The 14,553-nt window shown below is 72.1% G+C and carries 17 protein-coding genes; 11 read left to right on the top strand and 6 right to left on the bottom strand.

Annotated elements, in window-relative coordinates; genetic code table 11:
• The first annotated feature begins 229 nt into the window (after nucleotides 1-229).
• The gene (locus tag OG594_RS41635; RefSeq protein WP_266607580.1) at nucleotides 230-685 is read left to right on the top strand and encodes a DoxX family protein; all 456 of its coding nucleotides are present in this window, start codon (nucleotides 230-232) and stop codon (nucleotides 683-685) included.
• Nucleotides 686-757: 72 nt separating this feature from the next.
• Here OG594_RS41635 and OG594_RS41630 read toward each other — a convergent pair whose 3' ends face one another.
• Complete coding sequence (locus tag OG594_RS41630) at nucleotides 758-1,474, bottom strand: response regulator transcription factor (RefSeq protein ID WP_266607579.1); 717 nt, start codon at nucleotides 1,472-1,474, stop codon at nucleotides 758-760.
• Entirely contained in the window at nucleotides 1,471-2,688 is a 1,218-nt protein-coding gene (locus tag OG594_RS41625; RefSeq protein ID WP_266607578.1) for a sensor histidine kinase, read from the bottom strand. Before OG594_RS41625 ends, OG594_RS41630 begins: the two co-directional genes overlap by 4 nt.
• A 132-nt stretch (nucleotides 2,689-2,820) precedes the next feature.
• On the opposite strand from OG594_RS41625, the gene OG594_RS41620 reads away from it, so the two are divergent.
• The gene (locus OG594_RS41620; RefSeq protein WP_266607577.1) at nucleotides 2,821-3,753 is read left to right on the top strand and encodes an ABC transporter ATP-binding protein; all 933 of its coding nucleotides are present in this window, start codon (nucleotides 2,821-2,823) and stop codon (nucleotides 3,751-3,753) included.
• 9 nt (nucleotides 3,754-3,762) lie between these two features.
• Nucleotides 3,763-4,341 carry a YdeI family protein gene (locus OG594_RS41615; RefSeq protein WP_266607576.1) on the top strand — a complete coding sequence of 193 codons (579 nt, stop codon included), beginning with the start codon at nucleotides 3,763-3,765 and terminating at the stop codon, nucleotides 4,339-4,341.
• A gap of 133 nt (nucleotides 4,342-4,474) precedes the next feature.
• Here the strand turns inward: OG594_RS41615 and OG594_RS41610 are convergent, their stop codons facing one another.
• The gene (locus OG594_RS41610; protein ID WP_266607575.1) at nucleotides 4,475-4,879 is read right to left on the bottom strand and encodes a DUF5997 family protein; all 405 of its coding nucleotides are present in this window, start codon (nucleotides 4,877-4,879) and stop codon (nucleotides 4,475-4,477) included.
• A gap of 58 nt (nucleotides 4,880-4,937) precedes the next feature.
• Here OG594_RS41610 and OG594_RS41605 point away from each other — a divergent pair, with 58 nt between their 5' ends.
• The 4 genes from OG594_RS41605 to OG594_RS41590 all read left to right on the top strand — a co-directional run bounded on the left by OG594_RS41605 (nucleotide 4,938) and on the right by OG594_RS41590 (nucleotide 9,059).
• A complete protein-coding gene (locus OG594_RS41605; RefSeq protein WP_266607574.1) occupies nucleotides 4,938-5,774 on the top strand; it encodes a LysR substrate-binding domain-containing protein in 837 nt (278 codons plus the stop codon).
• 92 nt (nucleotides 5,775-5,866) lie between these two features.
• A complete protein-coding gene (locus tag OG594_RS41600; protein ID WP_266607573.1) occupies nucleotides 5,867-6,976 on the top strand; it encodes a PP2C family protein-serine/threonine phosphatase in 1,110 nt (369 codons plus the stop codon).
• 41 nt (nucleotides 6,977-7,017) lie between these two features.
• On the top strand, nucleotides 7,018-7,389 hold the full coding sequence (locus OG594_RS41595) for a VOC family protein (protein WP_266607572.1): 372 nt from the start codon (nucleotides 7,018-7,020) through the stop codon (nucleotides 7,387-7,389).
• Nucleotides 7,390-7,568: 179 nt separating this feature from the next.
• Entirely contained in the window at nucleotides 7,569-9,059 is a 1,491-nt protein-coding gene (locus tag OG594_RS41590) for a cellulose binding domain-containing protein (protein WP_266607571.1), read from the top strand.
• Nucleotides 9,060-9,133: 74 nt separating this feature from the next.
• Here OG594_RS41590 and OG594_RS41585 read toward each other — a convergent pair whose 3' ends face one another.
• Entirely contained in the window at nucleotides 9,134-9,784 is a 651-nt protein-coding gene (locus OG594_RS41585; protein ID WP_266607570.1) for a hypothetical protein, read from the bottom strand.
• On the opposite strand from OG594_RS41585, the gene OG594_RS41580 reads away from it, so the two are divergent.
• Complete coding sequence (locus OG594_RS41580) at nucleotides 9,717-10,418, top strand: carbonic anhydrase (RefSeq protein WP_266607569.1); 702 nt, start codon at nucleotides 9,717-9,719, stop codon at nucleotides 10,416-10,418. The two genes, OG594_RS41585 and OG594_RS41580, sit on opposite strands and share 68 nt — an antisense overlap.
• Here OG594_RS41580 and OG594_RS41575 read toward each other — a convergent pair.
• A complete protein-coding gene (locus OG594_RS41575; RefSeq protein ID WP_266607568.1) occupies nucleotides 10,408-10,647 on the bottom strand; it encodes a chaplin in 240 nt (79 codons plus the stop codon). The genes OG594_RS41580 and OG594_RS41575 overlap by 11 nt on opposite strands.
• A 338-nt stretch (nucleotides 10,648-10,985) precedes the next feature.
• Nucleotides 10,986-11,546, bottom strand: a complete 561-nt coding sequence (locus OG594_RS41570; RefSeq protein ID WP_266607567.1) for a hypothetical protein — start codon at nucleotides 11,544-11,546, stop codon at nucleotides 10,986-10,988.
• An 80-nt stretch (nucleotides 11,547-11,626) separates the two neighbouring features.
• Here OG594_RS41570 and OG594_RS41565 point away from each other — a divergent pair, with 80 nt between their 5' ends.
• From OG594_RS41565 to OG594_RS41555, 3 genes are all read left to right on the top strand, one after another.
• Nucleotides 11,627-12,223 carry an HD domain-containing protein gene (locus tag OG594_RS41565; RefSeq protein ID WP_266607566.1) on the top strand — a complete coding sequence of 199 codons (597 nt, stop codon included), beginning with the start codon at nucleotides 11,627-11,629 and terminating at the stop codon, nucleotides 12,221-12,223.
• Between the two features lie 687 nt (nucleotides 12,224-12,910).
• Complete coding sequence (locus OG594_RS41560; protein ID WP_266607565.1) at nucleotides 12,911-13,735, top strand: hypothetical protein; 825 nt, start codon at nucleotides 12,911-12,913, stop codon at nucleotides 13,733-13,735.
• Nucleotides 13,732-14,448 carry a class F sortase gene (locus tag OG594_RS41555; protein ID WP_266607564.1) on the top strand — a complete coding sequence of 239 codons (717 nt, stop codon included), beginning with the start codon at nucleotides 13,732-13,734 and terminating at the stop codon, nucleotides 14,446-14,448. Before OG594_RS41560 ends, OG594_RS41555 begins: the two co-directional genes overlap by 4 nt.
• The last annotated feature ends 105 nt before the right edge of the window (nucleotides 14,449-14,553 follow it).

The following is a 14,553-nucleotide window of genomic DNA, read 5'->3' as shown; positions in this document are numbered from 1 at the left end:
TCAGACGCGGACCTGCCGGTCCGTCACAGGGGAGTGGACCGGCAGGTTCCCGATTCCGCGCGCCACCGGTGCGGCGTCGAAGGTGCGGGGGTAGCGCCGGGCCTCCTCGGCCGGTGGCCGGAACTCGCGCTTGCCGGCTCGGTTAGGCGTTCCTAACCTATGGCTCACCCGCGCTCGAGAACGTCGGCACGACTTCGGGACCCGTCCTCAACCGAAAGAGCCTCCCCCCATGAACGCACGTCTCGACCATGCCCAGCCCTACGCCCTCGGCCTGTTCCGGATCGTCACCGGACTGCTCTTCGCCTCGCACGGCGCCGCTTCCCTCTTCGGTGTCCTCGGCGGTGCGCACGGTGGCGGAACCGTTGCCACCGGGTCTTGGCCCGGTTGGTACGCCGCCGCCATTCAGCTCGTCGGCGGTGTCCTGGTCCTGCTGGGTCTCGGCACTCGGTCGGCCGCCTTCGTCGCCTCCGGTTCGATGGCGTACGCGTACTTCACCGTGCACCAACCCGACGCGCTGTGGCCGCTGCAGAACGGCGGCGAGGCCTCGGCGATGTTCTGCTGGGCCTTCCTCCTGCTGGTGTTCACCGGCCCCGGAGCCCTGGCGGTGGACGGGCTGTTCTCTTCGCGTTCGGCAATCTCCTCCGGGCGGCGGGACGAGAACCGCCCCGAGGCCGTCAGCGCCTGAGGAATCGATTCAGCGCCACGCGCGTCGACACCGTACGCCTCGGCACCACGGGCGCCCCGGCGCCCGGGCCCCTCAACGGGGCGGTGCGACCAGCCCCATCTCGTAGGCGATGATGACGAGTTGGACCCGGTCCCGGGCGCCGAGCTTGGTGAACAGACGCGAGACGTGCGATTTGGCCGTGGCCGCCGAGATGAACAGCTCCTCGGCTATCTCGCCGTTCGAGCGGCCCCGACCCACCAGGGTCAGCACCTCCCGCTCGCGCTCGGTGATCCCCGCGGCGGGTCGCGGCGCCCGCACCTCGGGCGCCTCGAGACCGAGCGCCGCGCGCCCGGGCCCCGCTGGCCCGGGCGCGCGGACGAAGTCCGCGATCAGCCTGCGGGTGACGCCCGGCGCGATCAGGGCGTCCCCCGCGGCGACCACCCGGATCGCCGCGAGGATCTCCTCCACGGCCATGTCCTTCACGGCGAACCCGCTCGCGCCGGCGCGCAGCGCCCCGTAGACGTGGTCGTCCTCGTCGAAGGTGGTCAGCACGAGCACCTTCACGGCTTCCGTCGCCGTGGTGATCAGCCCGGTGGCCTCGATGCCGTCCATGCCCGGCATCCGGATGTCCATCACCACCACGTCGGGGCGCAGTTCGGCGGCGAGGCGGACCCCGTCGGTGCCCGTACCGGCCTCGCCGACGACCTCCAGGTCGGCGGTGTCGGCCATCAGCACCCGCAGACCGGACCTGACCAACGGCTGGTCGTCCACGAGCAGGACGCGGATCGCCCGCGCGGGAGCGGCGGTCATCGGAGCCCGTCCACGGCCGCCGCTCCCAGGGGCAGCGGCAGCGCCGCCTCGACCCGGAAGCCGCCCCCGGCCCGGGGACCGGCACTGAAGCGGCCGTGCAGCAGGCTGACCCGCTCGCGCATGCCCGTGATGCCGAATCCGGTACTTCCGATGCCGTCGGGCGCGCCGCGCCCGTCGTCGACGACCTCCACGGTCAGCTCCTGTTCCCCGTATCCGATGATGACCCGGCAGTGGCCGGTGCCGGCGTGGCGGACCACGTTGGTCAGCGCCTCCTGCACGATGCGGTACGCCGAGAGGTCCGTCTCGGGCTGCAGTTGACCGCGCTCCCCCTCCCACCGTACGTCGACCCGCACGCCCGCGTCGGCGGTGGTGGCCACCAGCGCGTCGAGGTCCGACAGCCCGGGGGCGGGACCGAGCGGCGCCTGCCCCCGGGGGCCGTCCGGCTCGGCCCGACGCAGCGCGATCAGCGTACGGCGGAGGCCGGACAGGGTCTCGCGGCTGGTGGCCTCGATGGCCCGCAGGGCGGCGCGGGCCTCTTCCGGCTGGGTGTCCATGACCCTGCTGCCGACGCCGGCCTGGATGGCGATCACGCCGATGCTGTGGGCGACCATGTCGTGCAACTCGCGTGCGATGCGCAGCCGTTCGGCGGTCACGGCCTCGGCCACCTGCTGCGCGCGCAGTTCGGTGGTGTGCTCCCGGCGCTCGCGGAAGCGCAGACCGGTCGTGTAGACGGCGCCCAGCGACAGGAAGGCGATCAGGCTCGTGCTCATCAGGTCGTACGGTCCGACCGAGATCAACCCGACCGCCGGGAGCTCCACGACGAGCACCATGGCGAGGGCGATGACCGCGTCCCGCCGGGGGCGCGTGGCGACGACGAGGCCGAGGACGAGGTCCGAGGCGAGGAAGACGAGGAACCGGCCCGGGCTGTGGTCCCGGGCGGCTCCCGCGACGAGCGTGCCGCCGAGGAGGGTCAGGGTCAGTGCCGCCAGGGGCCGGTGCCGCAGCAGGGGGACGAGCGGGGTCACGGCCAGCAGCAGCACGGCCCCGAGGAGCGGCCCGGCGGCGTACGGGACCCCGCCGATCAGCAGGCCCACGACGAGGACGTAGAGGCCCGCCCCGCCCCAGGCCGCGCGGGCCGCTCCCGGCCCTGATGTCGAACTCCGCGCGGTCTTCGGGTCCTTCGGGGTGTTCGCGCTTTTCGGTGGGTTGTCCATGGCGTGACCGTAGTCAGCCGTGTCCGGCCCGGGCATCGGCCCCCGGGCTTACGCCCCCGGGCGGAGGCCGCCGGGCGTTTGTCGCCGGCGGTGCGATGTCCGCGGGCCGGGCGCCCCGGCAGAGTGGGCCGGGTGATCGAGGTCAAGGAACTCACCAGGACGCACGGCGACCGGACCGCCGTGGACCGGCTCTCCCTCACGGCCCCGCCCGGCGCGGTCACCGCGTTCCTCGGCGCCGCCGGGGCCGGCAAGACCAGCGCGCTGCGGCTGATCCTGGGGCTGGACTCCCCCACCGCGGGCACGGTCGCCGTGTGCGGGGTCCCGCTGCGCGGCCGGCCGCGCAGTCCCCACCAGGTCGGGGCCCTGCCCGATCCGGCCGGATTGCGCGGCCGGCGGACCGCCGGGGCGGTGCTGGGGGCGCTGGCCCGCGCGCACGGCATCGGGGCGGGCCGGGTGGCCGAGGTGCTGGCGGAGACGGGCCTGGCGCAGGAGCCGCGGCGGCGCGTGGGTACGTACTCCCCCGCGATGCGGCAGCGGCTGCGCATCGCGGGGGCGCTGCTCGGGGATCCGCCCGTGCTGCTCCTGGACGAGCCGCTTGCCGGGCTGGACCCCGAGGGGGTGCGGTGGGCCCGCCGGCTGCTGCGCGCACTGGCCGCCCAGGGGCGTACGGTCGCGATCACCGGTGACCGCGCGGCGGAGATGGCCGAGACGGCCGACCGGATCGTCGTCCTCGACCGGGGACGGACGGTGCTGGCGCAGTCCGCGGCCGAGTTCACCGCCCGGAGCGCCGCGCCCCGGGTCGTCGTGGGCGCTGCGCGCCACGCCGAGTTGGCCGCCGTACTGACGGACGCGGGCGCGACGGTGGTCCGGGCCCGCCTGTCGGGGCCGGGCCGGCTCGCCGTGACCGGTATGACGGCGGAGCGCGTCGGCGCCCTGGCCACCGAGCACGGGATCGTGATCCTCGAACTCGACACCCGCAGGCCCACGTTGGAGGAGGTGCTGGGCGAACTGTGCGCCGGTTCCCGGGCCGTGTCGGCCCGATGCCGCCCGGACGGCGGGCGATAGCCTGGGCGCATGGAGGAACTGGGTGGGGTGGAGATCATCGGCTTCGTGGACGCCGAGGCGTTCGAGAGCTGGTTGGCCGAGCACCACACGCGCCACGAGGGCGTGTGGATCAAGCTGGCCAAGAAGCGGTCCGGGATCGCGTCGGTCACCGATGACGAGCTGGTCGACATCGGCCTGTGTTACGGCTGGATCTCCGGGCAGCGGCGCGCCCTCGACGAGCGGTACTACCTACAGAAGTACGTGCCGCGCCGGCCCAGGAGCCTGTGGTCCCAGGTGAACGTGGACAAGGTCGCGGAGCTGAGCGCCGCGGGGCGGATGCGTGAGCCCGGGCTCGCCGAGGTGCGCAGGGCGCAGGCGGACGGACGGTGGACGCACGCCTACGAGTCCCAGCGGACGGCGGCGGTGCCACCGGACCTCGCGGCGGCCTTCGAAGCGGATCCGGCGGCCGCGAAGGCGTTCGAGGCGCTCGACCGCACCGGGCGCTACCAGGTGATCCTGCCGTTGCTCCAGGCGCTCACCCCGGAGACCAGGCGGGCCCGGCTCGAGCGGGCGGTGCGGCTGCTGGGGGGAGACGGGACTGCCGGGTGATCCGGCCGGTGGTCTCCCGCGAGCGCAGGGGGTCTGGAGAGGGTACGGGGTAAGGGCGGAGCGGGCCGGGAGAAGGCGTCAGGCCCGGCCTCCGCACGGGGAGACCAGGCCTGACGGAAGGAGCAGTCGCAGGTCAGGACTGCTGACCGCGGGCCTTCTCGGCCTTCTCGGCGTTCTTCTCCTTGATCCGGACCGTCTCCTTGCGGACCTCGGCCTGGGTGGCGCGCTCACGCTGGAGCCACTCCGGGGCCTCCTGCTTCAGTGCTTCGATCTGCTCCGTGGTGAGGGGCTCGGTGACCCCGCCGCGGGCGAGGCCGGCGATGGACACGCCGAGCTTGGCCGCCACCACCGGTCGCGGGTGCGGACCGTTGGCGCGCAGCTCCTTCAGCCACTGGGGCGGATCGGCCTGGAGCGCACTCAATTCGCTGCGCGAGACGACACCCTCCTGGAACTCTGCGGGGGTGGCCTCGAGGTACACGCCCAGCTTCTTCGCCGCGGTCGCGGGCTTCATCGTCTGGGTGTTCTGGTGCGACGTCATGGTGTCAAGAGTATCGAGCGTGTGCGCTACCTCCGACCACGACCGGTAACCTTGCGGGGTGACAGGCTCGGAAGTACCCCATTCGTTCCGGCTCGCTTATGTCCCGGGGGTCACACCCAGCAAGTGGGTGCGCATCTGGAACGAGCGGCTGCCCGACGTCCCGCTGACCTTGGTCGCGGTGTCCCCGATCGAGGCGTGCGGCGTGCTGCGGGCGGGCGGCGCCGACGCCGGTTTCGTGCGGCTGCCGGTCGACCGCGACGACCTCAGCGCGATCCCCCTCTACACGGAGACCACGGTGGTCGTGGTCCCCAAGGACCACCTCGTGGCCGCTGCGGAAGAGGTGTCCACCGAGGATCTCGCCGACGAGGTCGTGTTCCACCCGCTCGACGACACCCTGGACTGGGAGCAGCTGCCGGGCAAGCCCGCGATCGAGCGGCCCGAGACGACGGCGGACGCGATCGAGCTGGTGGCCGCCGGAGTGGGCGTGCTCGTCGTCCCGCAGTCCCTCGCCCGCCTGCACCACCGCAAGGACCTGACCTACCGGCCGGTGTCCGACGCGCCCGCCTCGCGGGTTGCGCTGTCGTGGCCGCAGGAGGAGACCACCGATCTGGTGGAGGAGTTCATCGGGATCGTCCGCGGCCGGACCGTGAACAGCACGCGGGGGCGCACACCGACCCCGCCGCAGCCCAAGGCGAAGCGCAAGCGCCCGGACGCGGGTACGGGTGGCGGCGGTGGCGGGGGCGCACAGCGGAAGTCGGGGGCGGGGAAGTCGGGGGCCGGGAAGTCCGCGTCCGGGAAGCCGGCCGGCAAGAGCCCCCGCGGGGCGTCCGGCGGTCCCAAGGGCGGTAAGGGTGCGAAGGGCGGCAAGGGCGGTAGGCCCGGCCGCCGCCCGTAGGTAGGACCGGCCGCCGCCCGTAGGACCGGCAGGGCCGAACGCGACGGCCTGGCTTCGGGGATCCGGCTCACCGCGCGGTGTATGCAGGAGGGATGGATCTCCGGTCGCCGTCGCACCCCCGTCACCTCCGGTTCCCCAAGGTGAGCCACGCGCAGCTGGCGGTCCCGTTCGCGCTGATCGCCCTCGTGACGTTGATCGACGTGCTCGCCCCGCCCGAGGTGCACCTCGGTCCGTTCCTGGCCGCCGCACCCGCGGTGACCGCGTCGTTCGCGGGGCCCCGGATGACGGCCTTCGTCGGTCTGGTCGCCGTACTGGCCCAGGTGGTGGTCGCCACCGCGCGCACCAGCCTGACCGATCTGAACCACACCTTCCAGATCATCGCCCTCGTGATGATCTCGGTGTTCGTGACCTTCTTCGCCCACCTGCGCGAGGAACACGAGAAGGAGCTGACCCAGCTGCGCTCGGTGGCGGAGACCGCCCAGGAGGTGGTCCTGCGGCCGCTGCCCGACCGGATCGGCCCGCTGGGCGTCGCCTCCGTGTACCTGGCCGCCGCGGCCGAGGCCCAGATCGGCGGCGATCTGTACGCCGCCGCCCGGACGGCCACCGGCACGCGGATGATCATCGGCGATGTGCGGGGCAAGGGGCTGGAGGCGGTCGGGGACGCCGCGCTCGTCCTGGGCGCCTTCCGGGCCTCCGCCCACCAGGAGGCCGGTCTGCCGGGCCTGGTGAACTACCTGGAGGCGGCGGTCTCCGGGGACCTGGACGGTGCCGGGGACGAGGGCGAGAGCTTCGTGACCGCGGCCGTCCTGGAGATCCCCGACGCCGAGCCGGTGCTGCACCTCGTCAGCTGCGGCCATCCGCCGCCGCTGCTCGTGCTGCGCGCGGGCGGCGCCGAGCAGCTGGAGGTGGACCGGCCCGCGCCGCCGCTGGGGCTCGCCGGGCTCGTGGCGTCGGCGGTCACCGCGCAGACGTTCGCCTTCGCCGAGGGTGACGTCCTACTCCTGTACACGGACGGCGTCCTGGAGGCGCGCGACCGGGCGGGGGCCTTCTACCCGCTGGCGCGACGCGTGAGCGCGTGGTCGGGACTGCGCCCGCAGGCACTGTTGGACCTGCTGTGCCAGGACCTGCTCGCGCACGCGGCCGGCCACACCTTGGACGACGACGCGGCGATGGTCGCGATCGAGCGGCCCGCGGCACCTTAGGGCGCGCCTCCCGGCCGCACCCGGTTTGCCAGAATCGGATCATGCTGACCCTCGGAACGATCGTCATGGGAGCCGCGGACGTGCGGCGGGCCGCGGAATTCTGGAGCCGGGCGCTGGGGTACGTACCGCGTGACGGCCAGGTGGACGAAGGCTGGACGGTCCTGGTGCCGGCCGACGGCGGCGGGCCGGGCCTGGCGCTCGGCCGCAGCGTCACGCCCGTACAGGAGCGGCCGCGCGTCCACCTCGACCTGTACGCGGCGGACGCCGCCGAGCAGGCGGCGGAGGTGGAGCGGCTGGTCTCCCTGGGCGCCCGGCACGTCGACTGGGATTCCTACCCGGAGGACCCGGACTTCGTGGTGCTGGCCGACCCCGAGGGCAACCGCTTCTGCGTCATCGACGCCGCTCACGGCTGAGGCCGGGAACCGCGGGAGCAGGACGCACGCCCTCGGCATCCTTGGCCGGCCCTTACCGCCACCTTAAGCGGAACGTAAGACTCATCAGGGCCGCACCGAAACGAACGAATGTCCGTTTCGGTGCGGCTAGCGTGCTGCCGGATCCCCCAACTCCCCAGTAACACAGAGGTAGGCACGCGATGGGCAGCACAGTCGGGCACCGGCGCAGGACGAGCCGTACGGCCAAGGTCACGGGCGCCGTCGTGGCGGCGGCGGTGATCGGTGGGGCGGCCTTCGCCCTCACCGGGACCGCGCAGGCGACCTCGGTCGGGGCCGTGTACACGAAGTCCAGCTCCTGGAGCGGCGGTTACACCGGCCAGTACGTCATCACCAACAGCACCAGCACGGCGCAGTCGGACTGGACCCTCCAGTTCGACCTGCCGGAGGGCACGAAGATCGACTCGCTCTGGAACGGCACCCACACGGTCTCCGGCCGCCGCGTGACCGTGAAGCCCGCGAGCTGGAACGGGCAGTTGGCGGCCGGGGCCTCCGTCACCGTCGGCTTCGTGGCGAGCGGAACCGGCACCCTGGGCAACCCCACGGGGTGCCTGATCAACGGGGTGAAGTGCTCGGTGGACCAGGGCGCCACGACCCAGCCCAGCGGGCGCCCCACCGTCCGGCCCACCGTCACGGCGAGCCCGGCCCCGACCGCGCCCACCACGTCCGCAAAGCCCACCGGGACCACGTCGCCCTCCCCCACCGCGACCGCCCCCACCCACACTCCCGCCCCCGGGGGCACCGGCGCGCGCTTCGCCCCGTACGTGGACACGTCCCTGTACCCCGCCTACGACCTGCTCGACACCGCGACGAAGACGGGTGTGAAGGAGTTCCACCTGGCCTTCATCACCTCGGGCGGCGGCTGCGCCCCGCTGTGGGGCGGCGTCACGGATCTCGCGAACGACAAGGTCGCCGCCCAGATCGGTGCGCTGCGCGCCAAGGGCGGCGACGTCCGGGTGTCGTTCGGCGGGGCCGCCGGTCACGAACTGGCGCTGAACTGCGCCACCGTGGACGAGCTGGCCGCCGCGTACGGGAAGGTCGTCGACCAGTACCGGCTCACCAAGGTCGACTTCGACATCGAGGGCGCGGCCCTGCCGGACACGGCGGCCAACGCGCGCCGCGCGCAGGCCATCGCCCGGCTGCAGAAGTCCCACCCGGGCCTGGACGTCGGCTTCACCCTGCCCGTGATGCCCGAGGGCCTGACCCAGCCGGGTGTGGCGCTGCTGGCCGATGCCAAGAAGAACGGTGTGCGCGTCGACGCCGTCAACATCATGGCGATGGATTACGGACCGGCGTACAGCGGGGACATGGGGCAGTACGCGATCCAGGCCGCGACGGCCACGCAGGCGCAGATCAAGGGCGTGCTCGGGCTGTCCGAGGCGGCGGCGTGGAAGGCCGTGGCCGTCACGCCGATGATCGGCGTGAACGATGTCGCGAGCGAGGTCTTCACGGTGGAGGACGCGACGCAGCTCGTGCAGTTCGCCGCGTCGAAGGGGATCGGCCGGCTGGCCATGTGGTCTTCCACGCGGGACAAGCAGTGCGCGGCCGGGGCCGTCAACCACGCCGACGCGACGTGCAGTTCGATCCTCCAGCAGCCGCTGGCCTTCACCAAGGCGTTCTCCGCGCTCAAGTAGGTGCGCGGGGCCCGATGGGGAACGGCCGCCGGGCCCGCCGCACATCGCGTGCGGCGGGCCCGTCGGCCGTGGCCCTACGCGAGGATGCCCGCGCGGGCGGCGAAGTCGAGTGCGGCGTCGAGGCGCGGGGCCGGGCAGCCTTCGGTGTGGGCCGCCGCCAACAGCGCCGCCACGGCGTCCGCGTCGGCCTTGCGTTCCCGTGCCAGTGCCGCGAACCGGGCGACGGCCTCGGTCAGGCTCCGCTCCAGCGCGTAAGGGGCGTCGAACGAGGACACGGTGAGGCCGAGGAACTCCTCCTCGTCCGAGCCCACCCAAGCGGCGGCCCCCTCCAGTCCGTCCTCGCGCACCTCGTCCGGGTACGGGATGCGGTGCCACGCGCCGTTCTCCCACCAGTAGACGAAGCCGAAGAGATTGCCGGCGGCGTCGTCGCGCAGGAGGTCCCAGGGCAGCCAGTCGGGGCCGCCCGCGAGGAAGTCGATCTGCTCGCCGCCGACGTGGGTGTGGCTGCCGTCGGGGTCCTGCCCGCAGAACACCGCGTGCCCGCCCTCCACCATGGTCAGGCGCCACCAGCCGTCCCCGCCGGTGGAGTGGCACCACAGCCCGTCGTCGTCGAGGGCGAACTCGGTGCTCGTCGAGCACGCGGTGTCCACCATGGCCATGGTCACCGCTCTGGCCCAGAGCAGTTCGGGGTGTTCTAGGTCTTCCGGCCGGCTCGGCGCGTGCATCGTGATGTCTCCTCCCGGGTGCTGGCCAAGCCTCGCACGCGGGCCCGGGTCGGCCGAAATTCCGATGCCGGACGGGCTCGGGGCCCGGCGGCTCGGCAACCTGCGGTGGCGGGCCCGGCGCCAGGACCATCCGCACGAGTCCGCGGCGGTGCGCCGCCGCGTGGTCCGGGGCCAGCAGCCCTTCGCGATCGTGCTGGCCTGCGTAGATTCGCGCGTTCCGCCCGAGCTGGTCTTCGACCAGGGGCTGGGTGACCTGCTGACCGTGCGGTCGGCGGGTGAGGTGCTGGACGAGGCGGTTCTGGGGAGCATCTCGTACGGGGTCCTGGAGCTGCGCATACCGCTCGTGCTCGTCCTGGCCGATCAGATACGGCCTTCCATCGATCACGGTCAGTCCGGCGAGGCCCGCGTCGACGCGACGATCAACGCACACGTGCGCAACGTCCGCAGACGGCTCGCGGCCGAGCCCGACCTCGCAGGGGAGGTGGCCACGGGCGAGCTGGCCGTGCTCGCCGCCCGCTACGAGCTGCGCGACCAGCACGTACGCAGCCTGGCCTGGCGGTGGTGCCGCGTGCGGGCCCGTCCCGGCCGAGCCTCCGACCGGGACGGGCCACGGTTCACGACCGTCAGGCGTTGACGCAGACGTTGCCGGCGGCCGGGTTGAGCGCGCCGATCACGTTGATGCTGTTGCCGCACAGGTTGATCGGAATGTGGATCGGGATCTGGACCACGTTGCCCGAAAGCACACCCGGCGAGCCGACTGCGAAGCCCTCCGCGTTGGCGTCGGCGGACGCCGAGGACGCACCGCCGATGACCGCCAGGCCGAGCACCAGGGCAAGACCCGCACTCTTCAGAACACGCGACACGTGACATCTCCTTGTAACCGCACAGCGGTGCCGGAGCACCGCACGGCCCCGAGCGGGGTCGTCGCCCTCTACTTCGGCAGCTGACGGCCTCGCAGCCTGGTTGCGACCGGCCGGTTCCCTCGAATAGGTGGACCCCCGCCTCCGTTCGGGGGTACGGGAGCACGGTCGAGCCCGGGCGACCCGGACTGTTCGTCAGACCATCCGACTGACACCCCGGTCGGCGCCCCGGACGGATTTCACCACCGCGCCGTTGCCGCAACCGGGTGGCTCCGGCCGGGACCGCGTTCGTCCACCGGGACGCACGGAGCCCGGTTGGCGGAGCTGCGGAATCCCGACCGTCAAGATCGACCACTGTTCCGCCGTCGCCCGAGGAGCCGGCCTTGTTCCCGCTTCAGGCCGGCGAACCCGCTCCGCGCGTATGCGGCTATCTCCTCGCTGGGGAAGGGCACCACGGACTGGTGCTCGTCGTACCTCCCCTGCTCCCACCGGGCGACCGTGATCTCGTAACCGGAGACGTGGGCGCAGAGCTGAAGCAGGATCGGAGGCATTTCCGCTTCGCCGAGGAGGTCGGCGTGCTTGATGACGAGATCGCGCATCCGCTGGATGTTCGGAAGGAAGACGGTCTTGACCCACAGCCGCCACTCGGCGAGTTCCTCCTCGGTGGGCGGGAGCTCATGGACGAAGGGCGATCGGCCGTCGGCACGGGCGTGGCGCTCCATGAACGCGCCGAAGATGCGGCCGTTGGCCTCCGTGAGGGCGAACAGCGGTCCGTAGAGCTCGCTGAGCTGCCGGTTGACGCGTGCGAGGCGCTCTTGTCGCTGGGCCAGGCGCAGGCCGTTGAGGTAGGTGACGGTGTAGCCGACGAACGCCAGGACGATGGTGACGAGCCATGTGATCATGAGGGCAGATGGTAGTAAGTGCCTTCCACCGTGGCCCGGTTGGAGACCCGGACCCGGGACCCCGTCGGTAGTCTGCCGCGATGCCCCTCTCGGATGCCTTGTCCCAGGCCCTGCACGCTCCTGCCGATCCGCCGCTCCGGCCGCTCCCGTCCCCGGTGGTGGACCTGCTCCGGTCCCTCGACGCACCGCCGCGACTGGCCGCCCATCTGCGCGTCGTCCACGACGTGGCGGTCGAACTGGTCGATTGGATGGAGCATCGCCATCCGCGGATCGCCGTGGACCGCGCGGCCGTGCTCTTCGGGGCGGCGACCCACGACATCGGCAAGACGGTGCACACGGCAGAGCTGTCCGGGCCCGGCTCCTCGCACGAAGGGGCGGGCCGCGAGCTGCTGTCGGCCCACGGGTTCGGCCCGGAACTGGCCCGCTTCGCCGCAACCCACGCCTCGTGGACGGCTCCCGGTACGACGCTGGAGGACCTGCTGGTGAGCACGGCCGACAAGGTCTGGAAGAACAAGCGCCTCCGGGAACTCGAAGACCTCGTGATCGCGCGCCTGGCGCAGGCGACGGGCGGCCAACCCTGGGAGGAGTACCTCGCGTTCGACGATCTGCTCGCGCGCATCGGCGAGGGAGCCGACGGCCGGCTCGCCTTCCAGGCGGCCTTCCCGGTGCACGCGTAGCCCTGACGGCATTTCTTAGCATCAGAGGTCAACTATTCGTCCGGTCGCCGCCCGGACGACTACAAAGGTCGAGACCGAACCGGACCGGACGGTCGACGGGGACCATGTCACCATCGACCACCGGAATGATGTCTAAGGCGGTGTATGCGCGTGCGTAGATGCGGCAGAAACGAATGGATAGCGGTCAGATTACTTACAGGGAGACCAGGTTCCTACTCCTCCACCTGACGCACTCGGCCCCGCCGCGGACTGTGCCGATAGGCGGGTGCAATGCCGATCTAGGCGCAGGGAGGAGGGCTTCCCCGACCTCCTCCCTGCGTTTGCGCTGTGCGTGTCGTTCAACGAATTCCCCACTCCCCGGCGAAAGCTCCGCTGCGGCCTGACACAGGCCGCTGACGTGCACCGGCAGGGGATCCCACCTTGGGCCGCGTCCTGGGCGACGCGATGATCCGGTTGCCGCGTGAGCGCGTTCCGACGTGCACCGCACACGGAATTGCGCCGGTTCCGGAGAGCCTCTGCAAGCTGCCTCCATCCCGCAGCCGAACAAACTCACCTGAAATTTTTCAAATGGGCACCCATCCGCAGGCGTTGGGGCACCGAAGGAGGAGCGAGAGCCCCTCCAGGGCCTCGTGTAATCCCGTACGATCTGCGATTCCCGTCCTGGGGATCCACGGAACAGGAGCGAATGTGATAGTCAAGCGCGCCGGTCGCCACGTGGTTCTCGCCGCCATACCCGCCGCCGTGGCCCTGACCCTCGGCCTTTCCGGACCAGCTCTCGCGGAGGGCGGAAAGGCGTACCAGATCGACCTGGCGCAGCTGAACAACTCGGGCTCCAGCGGTACGGTCATGCTGACCCTCAAGGGCAACCAACTCACCGTCCAGATCGAGTCCAAGGGCATGGTGCCCGGTCAACCGTCGGCCCAGCACCTGCACGGATCGACGAAGGGGCACGACTTCAAGTGCCCGGACGCGACCGACGACAAGGACGGCGACGGGGTCCTCAGCAACACCGAGGCCACGCACGACTACGGCGACATCAACATCTCGCTCACCACGGGCGGGGACACCAAGCCCACCAGCGGCCTCGACGTGCTGCGCATGCCGGTCGCCGATGCGCAGGGCACGATCCGCTACAAGCGGACGATCGAGGTCGGCCAGGACGTGGTCACCCACATCAAGGACCTGCACGTCGTGCAGCACGGCATCGACCGCAACAAGAACAAGAAGTACGACTTCGAGGGGGCCGGCAAGAGCGAGCTCGATCCGAAGCTGCCCCAGGAGGCCACGGCTCCGACCAACTGCGGAGAGGTCAAGGGTGCGGCCGTGGGGTCGATCCCCGTCGGCGGCATCGAGACCGGCGGTGGCGCCGAAGAGCACACGGCGGTACCGGTGACGGTGCGCGACGGCGTGGCGATGACCGTACTCGCGGTGGTGGCGGGCGCAGTGATCATCGGGCGGAAGCGGGCCGGTGTCGGCCCCGTCCGCCAGGAGACCACCGGGGGCGGCGCGTGAAGCAGGCACCCGCGCGGCTCCGCCGCCGAACCGTAGGCCCTCTGGCAGCCGTCGTCCTCGCCGGGCTCCTCCTCTCGGGGTGCGGCGGCGGCCAGGACGCGGCGAAGCCCGCCGCCCCGGCGGGGCAGGACGCCCAGGGCGGGCAGGCGCCCGCCGCCGACGCCCCGCCCGCCGGGCAGGCGCCCGCCCAGGGATCGAAGGGCAGCGCGAGTCCCGGTACGGACGCGGGCGCGGGTTCGGGCCAAGCCAAACAGGCCCTGGCCCGGTCGGCGCCCCAGAAGATCACGATCCCCTCCCTCAACGTGACCAGCACCCTGGAGACGCTGCAGCAGAACCCGGACGGCACCATGCAGACCCCGAAGGACCCCGCGCTCGCGGGCTGGTACGAGCCGGGTCCGACCCCCGGCTCCCAAGGACCGGCCGTGATCGCCGGGCACGTCACGTGGAACGGCGCATCCGCGGTGTTCGAGAAGCTGAAGACGATGAAGGGCGGTGACACCATCAAGGTGACCCGACAGGACGGCAAGACAGTGACGTTCACGGTGGACAAGGTCGCGGAGTACCCGAAGGCCGAGTTCCCCACGCTGGAGGTCTACAAGAACGTCGACCACGCGGGTCTGCGCCTGGTCACCTGCGGCGGCAACTTCGACCCCAAGACGCACTATTACGACAGCAACGTCGTGGTGTACGCCCGTATGACGGGCGCCGCCTAGCCAGGACGTGGGGGCCGGGAACGCGCCCGTCGGCCGCAGCGCCCCACTGCGGCTGACGGGCCCGGCCCCGCCCGGCCGGATGATTATCCGTACTCATGGCGTGAG

Source organism: Streptomyces sp. NBC_01214 (assembly GCF_026340975.1).
Lineage (GTDB): Bacteria > Actinomycetota > Actinomycetes > Streptomycetales > Streptomycetaceae > Streptomyces.
Note: the sequence above shows the minus strand (reverse complement) of the source record. Positions and strands in the feature narration are given on the sequence as shown.

Excerpts from the sequence above, each read along its gene's own strand:
- OG594_RS41635 (WP_266607580.1), top strand. The coding sequence starts at position 230 with ATGAACGCACGTCTCGACCATGCCCAGCCCTACGCCCTCGGCCTGTTC.
- OG594_RS41630 (WP_266607579.1), bottom strand. The coding sequence starts at position 1,474 with ATGACCGCCGCTCCCGCGCGGGCGATCCGCGTCCTGCTCGTGGACGAC.
- OG594_RS41625 (WP_266607578.1), bottom strand. The coding sequence starts at position 2,688 with ATGGACAACCCACCGAAAAGCGCGAACACCCCGAAGGACCCGAAGACC.
- OG594_RS41615 (WP_266607576.1), top strand. The coding sequence starts at position 3,763 with ATGGAGGAACTGGGTGGGGTGGAGATCATCGGCTTCGTGGACGCCGAG.
- OG594_RS41610 (WP_266607575.1), bottom strand. The coding sequence starts at position 4,879 with ATGACGTCGCACCAGAACACCCAGACGATGAAGCCCGCGACCGCGGCG.
- OG594_RS41600 (WP_266607573.1), top strand. The coding sequence starts at position 5,867 with ATGGATCTCCGGTCGCCGTCGCACCCCCGTCACCTCCGGTTCCCCAAG.
- OG594_RS41595 (WP_266607572.1), top strand. The coding sequence starts at position 7,018 with ATGCTGACCCTCGGAACGATCGTCATGGGAGCCGCGGACGTGCGGCGG.
- OG594_RS41590 (WP_266607571.1), top strand. The coding sequence starts at position 7,569 with ATGGGCAGCACAGTCGGGCACCGGCGCAGGACGAGCCGTACGGCCAAG.
- OG594_RS41580 (WP_266607569.1), top strand. The coding sequence starts at position 9,717 with ATGGTCACCGCTCTGGCCCAGAGCAGTTCGGGGTGTTCTAGGTCTTCC.
- OG594_RS41585 (WP_266607570.1), bottom strand. The coding sequence starts at position 9,784 with ATGCACGCGCCGAGCCGGCCGGAAGACCTAGAACACCCCGAACTGCTC.
- OG594_RS41570 (WP_266607567.1), bottom strand. The coding sequence starts at position 11,546 with ATGATCACATGGCTCGTCACCATCGTCCTGGCGTTCGTCGGCTACACC.
- OG594_RS41565 (WP_266607566.1), top strand. The coding sequence starts at position 11,627 with ATGCCCCTCTCGGATGCCTTGTCCCAGGCCCTGCACGCTCCTGCCGAT.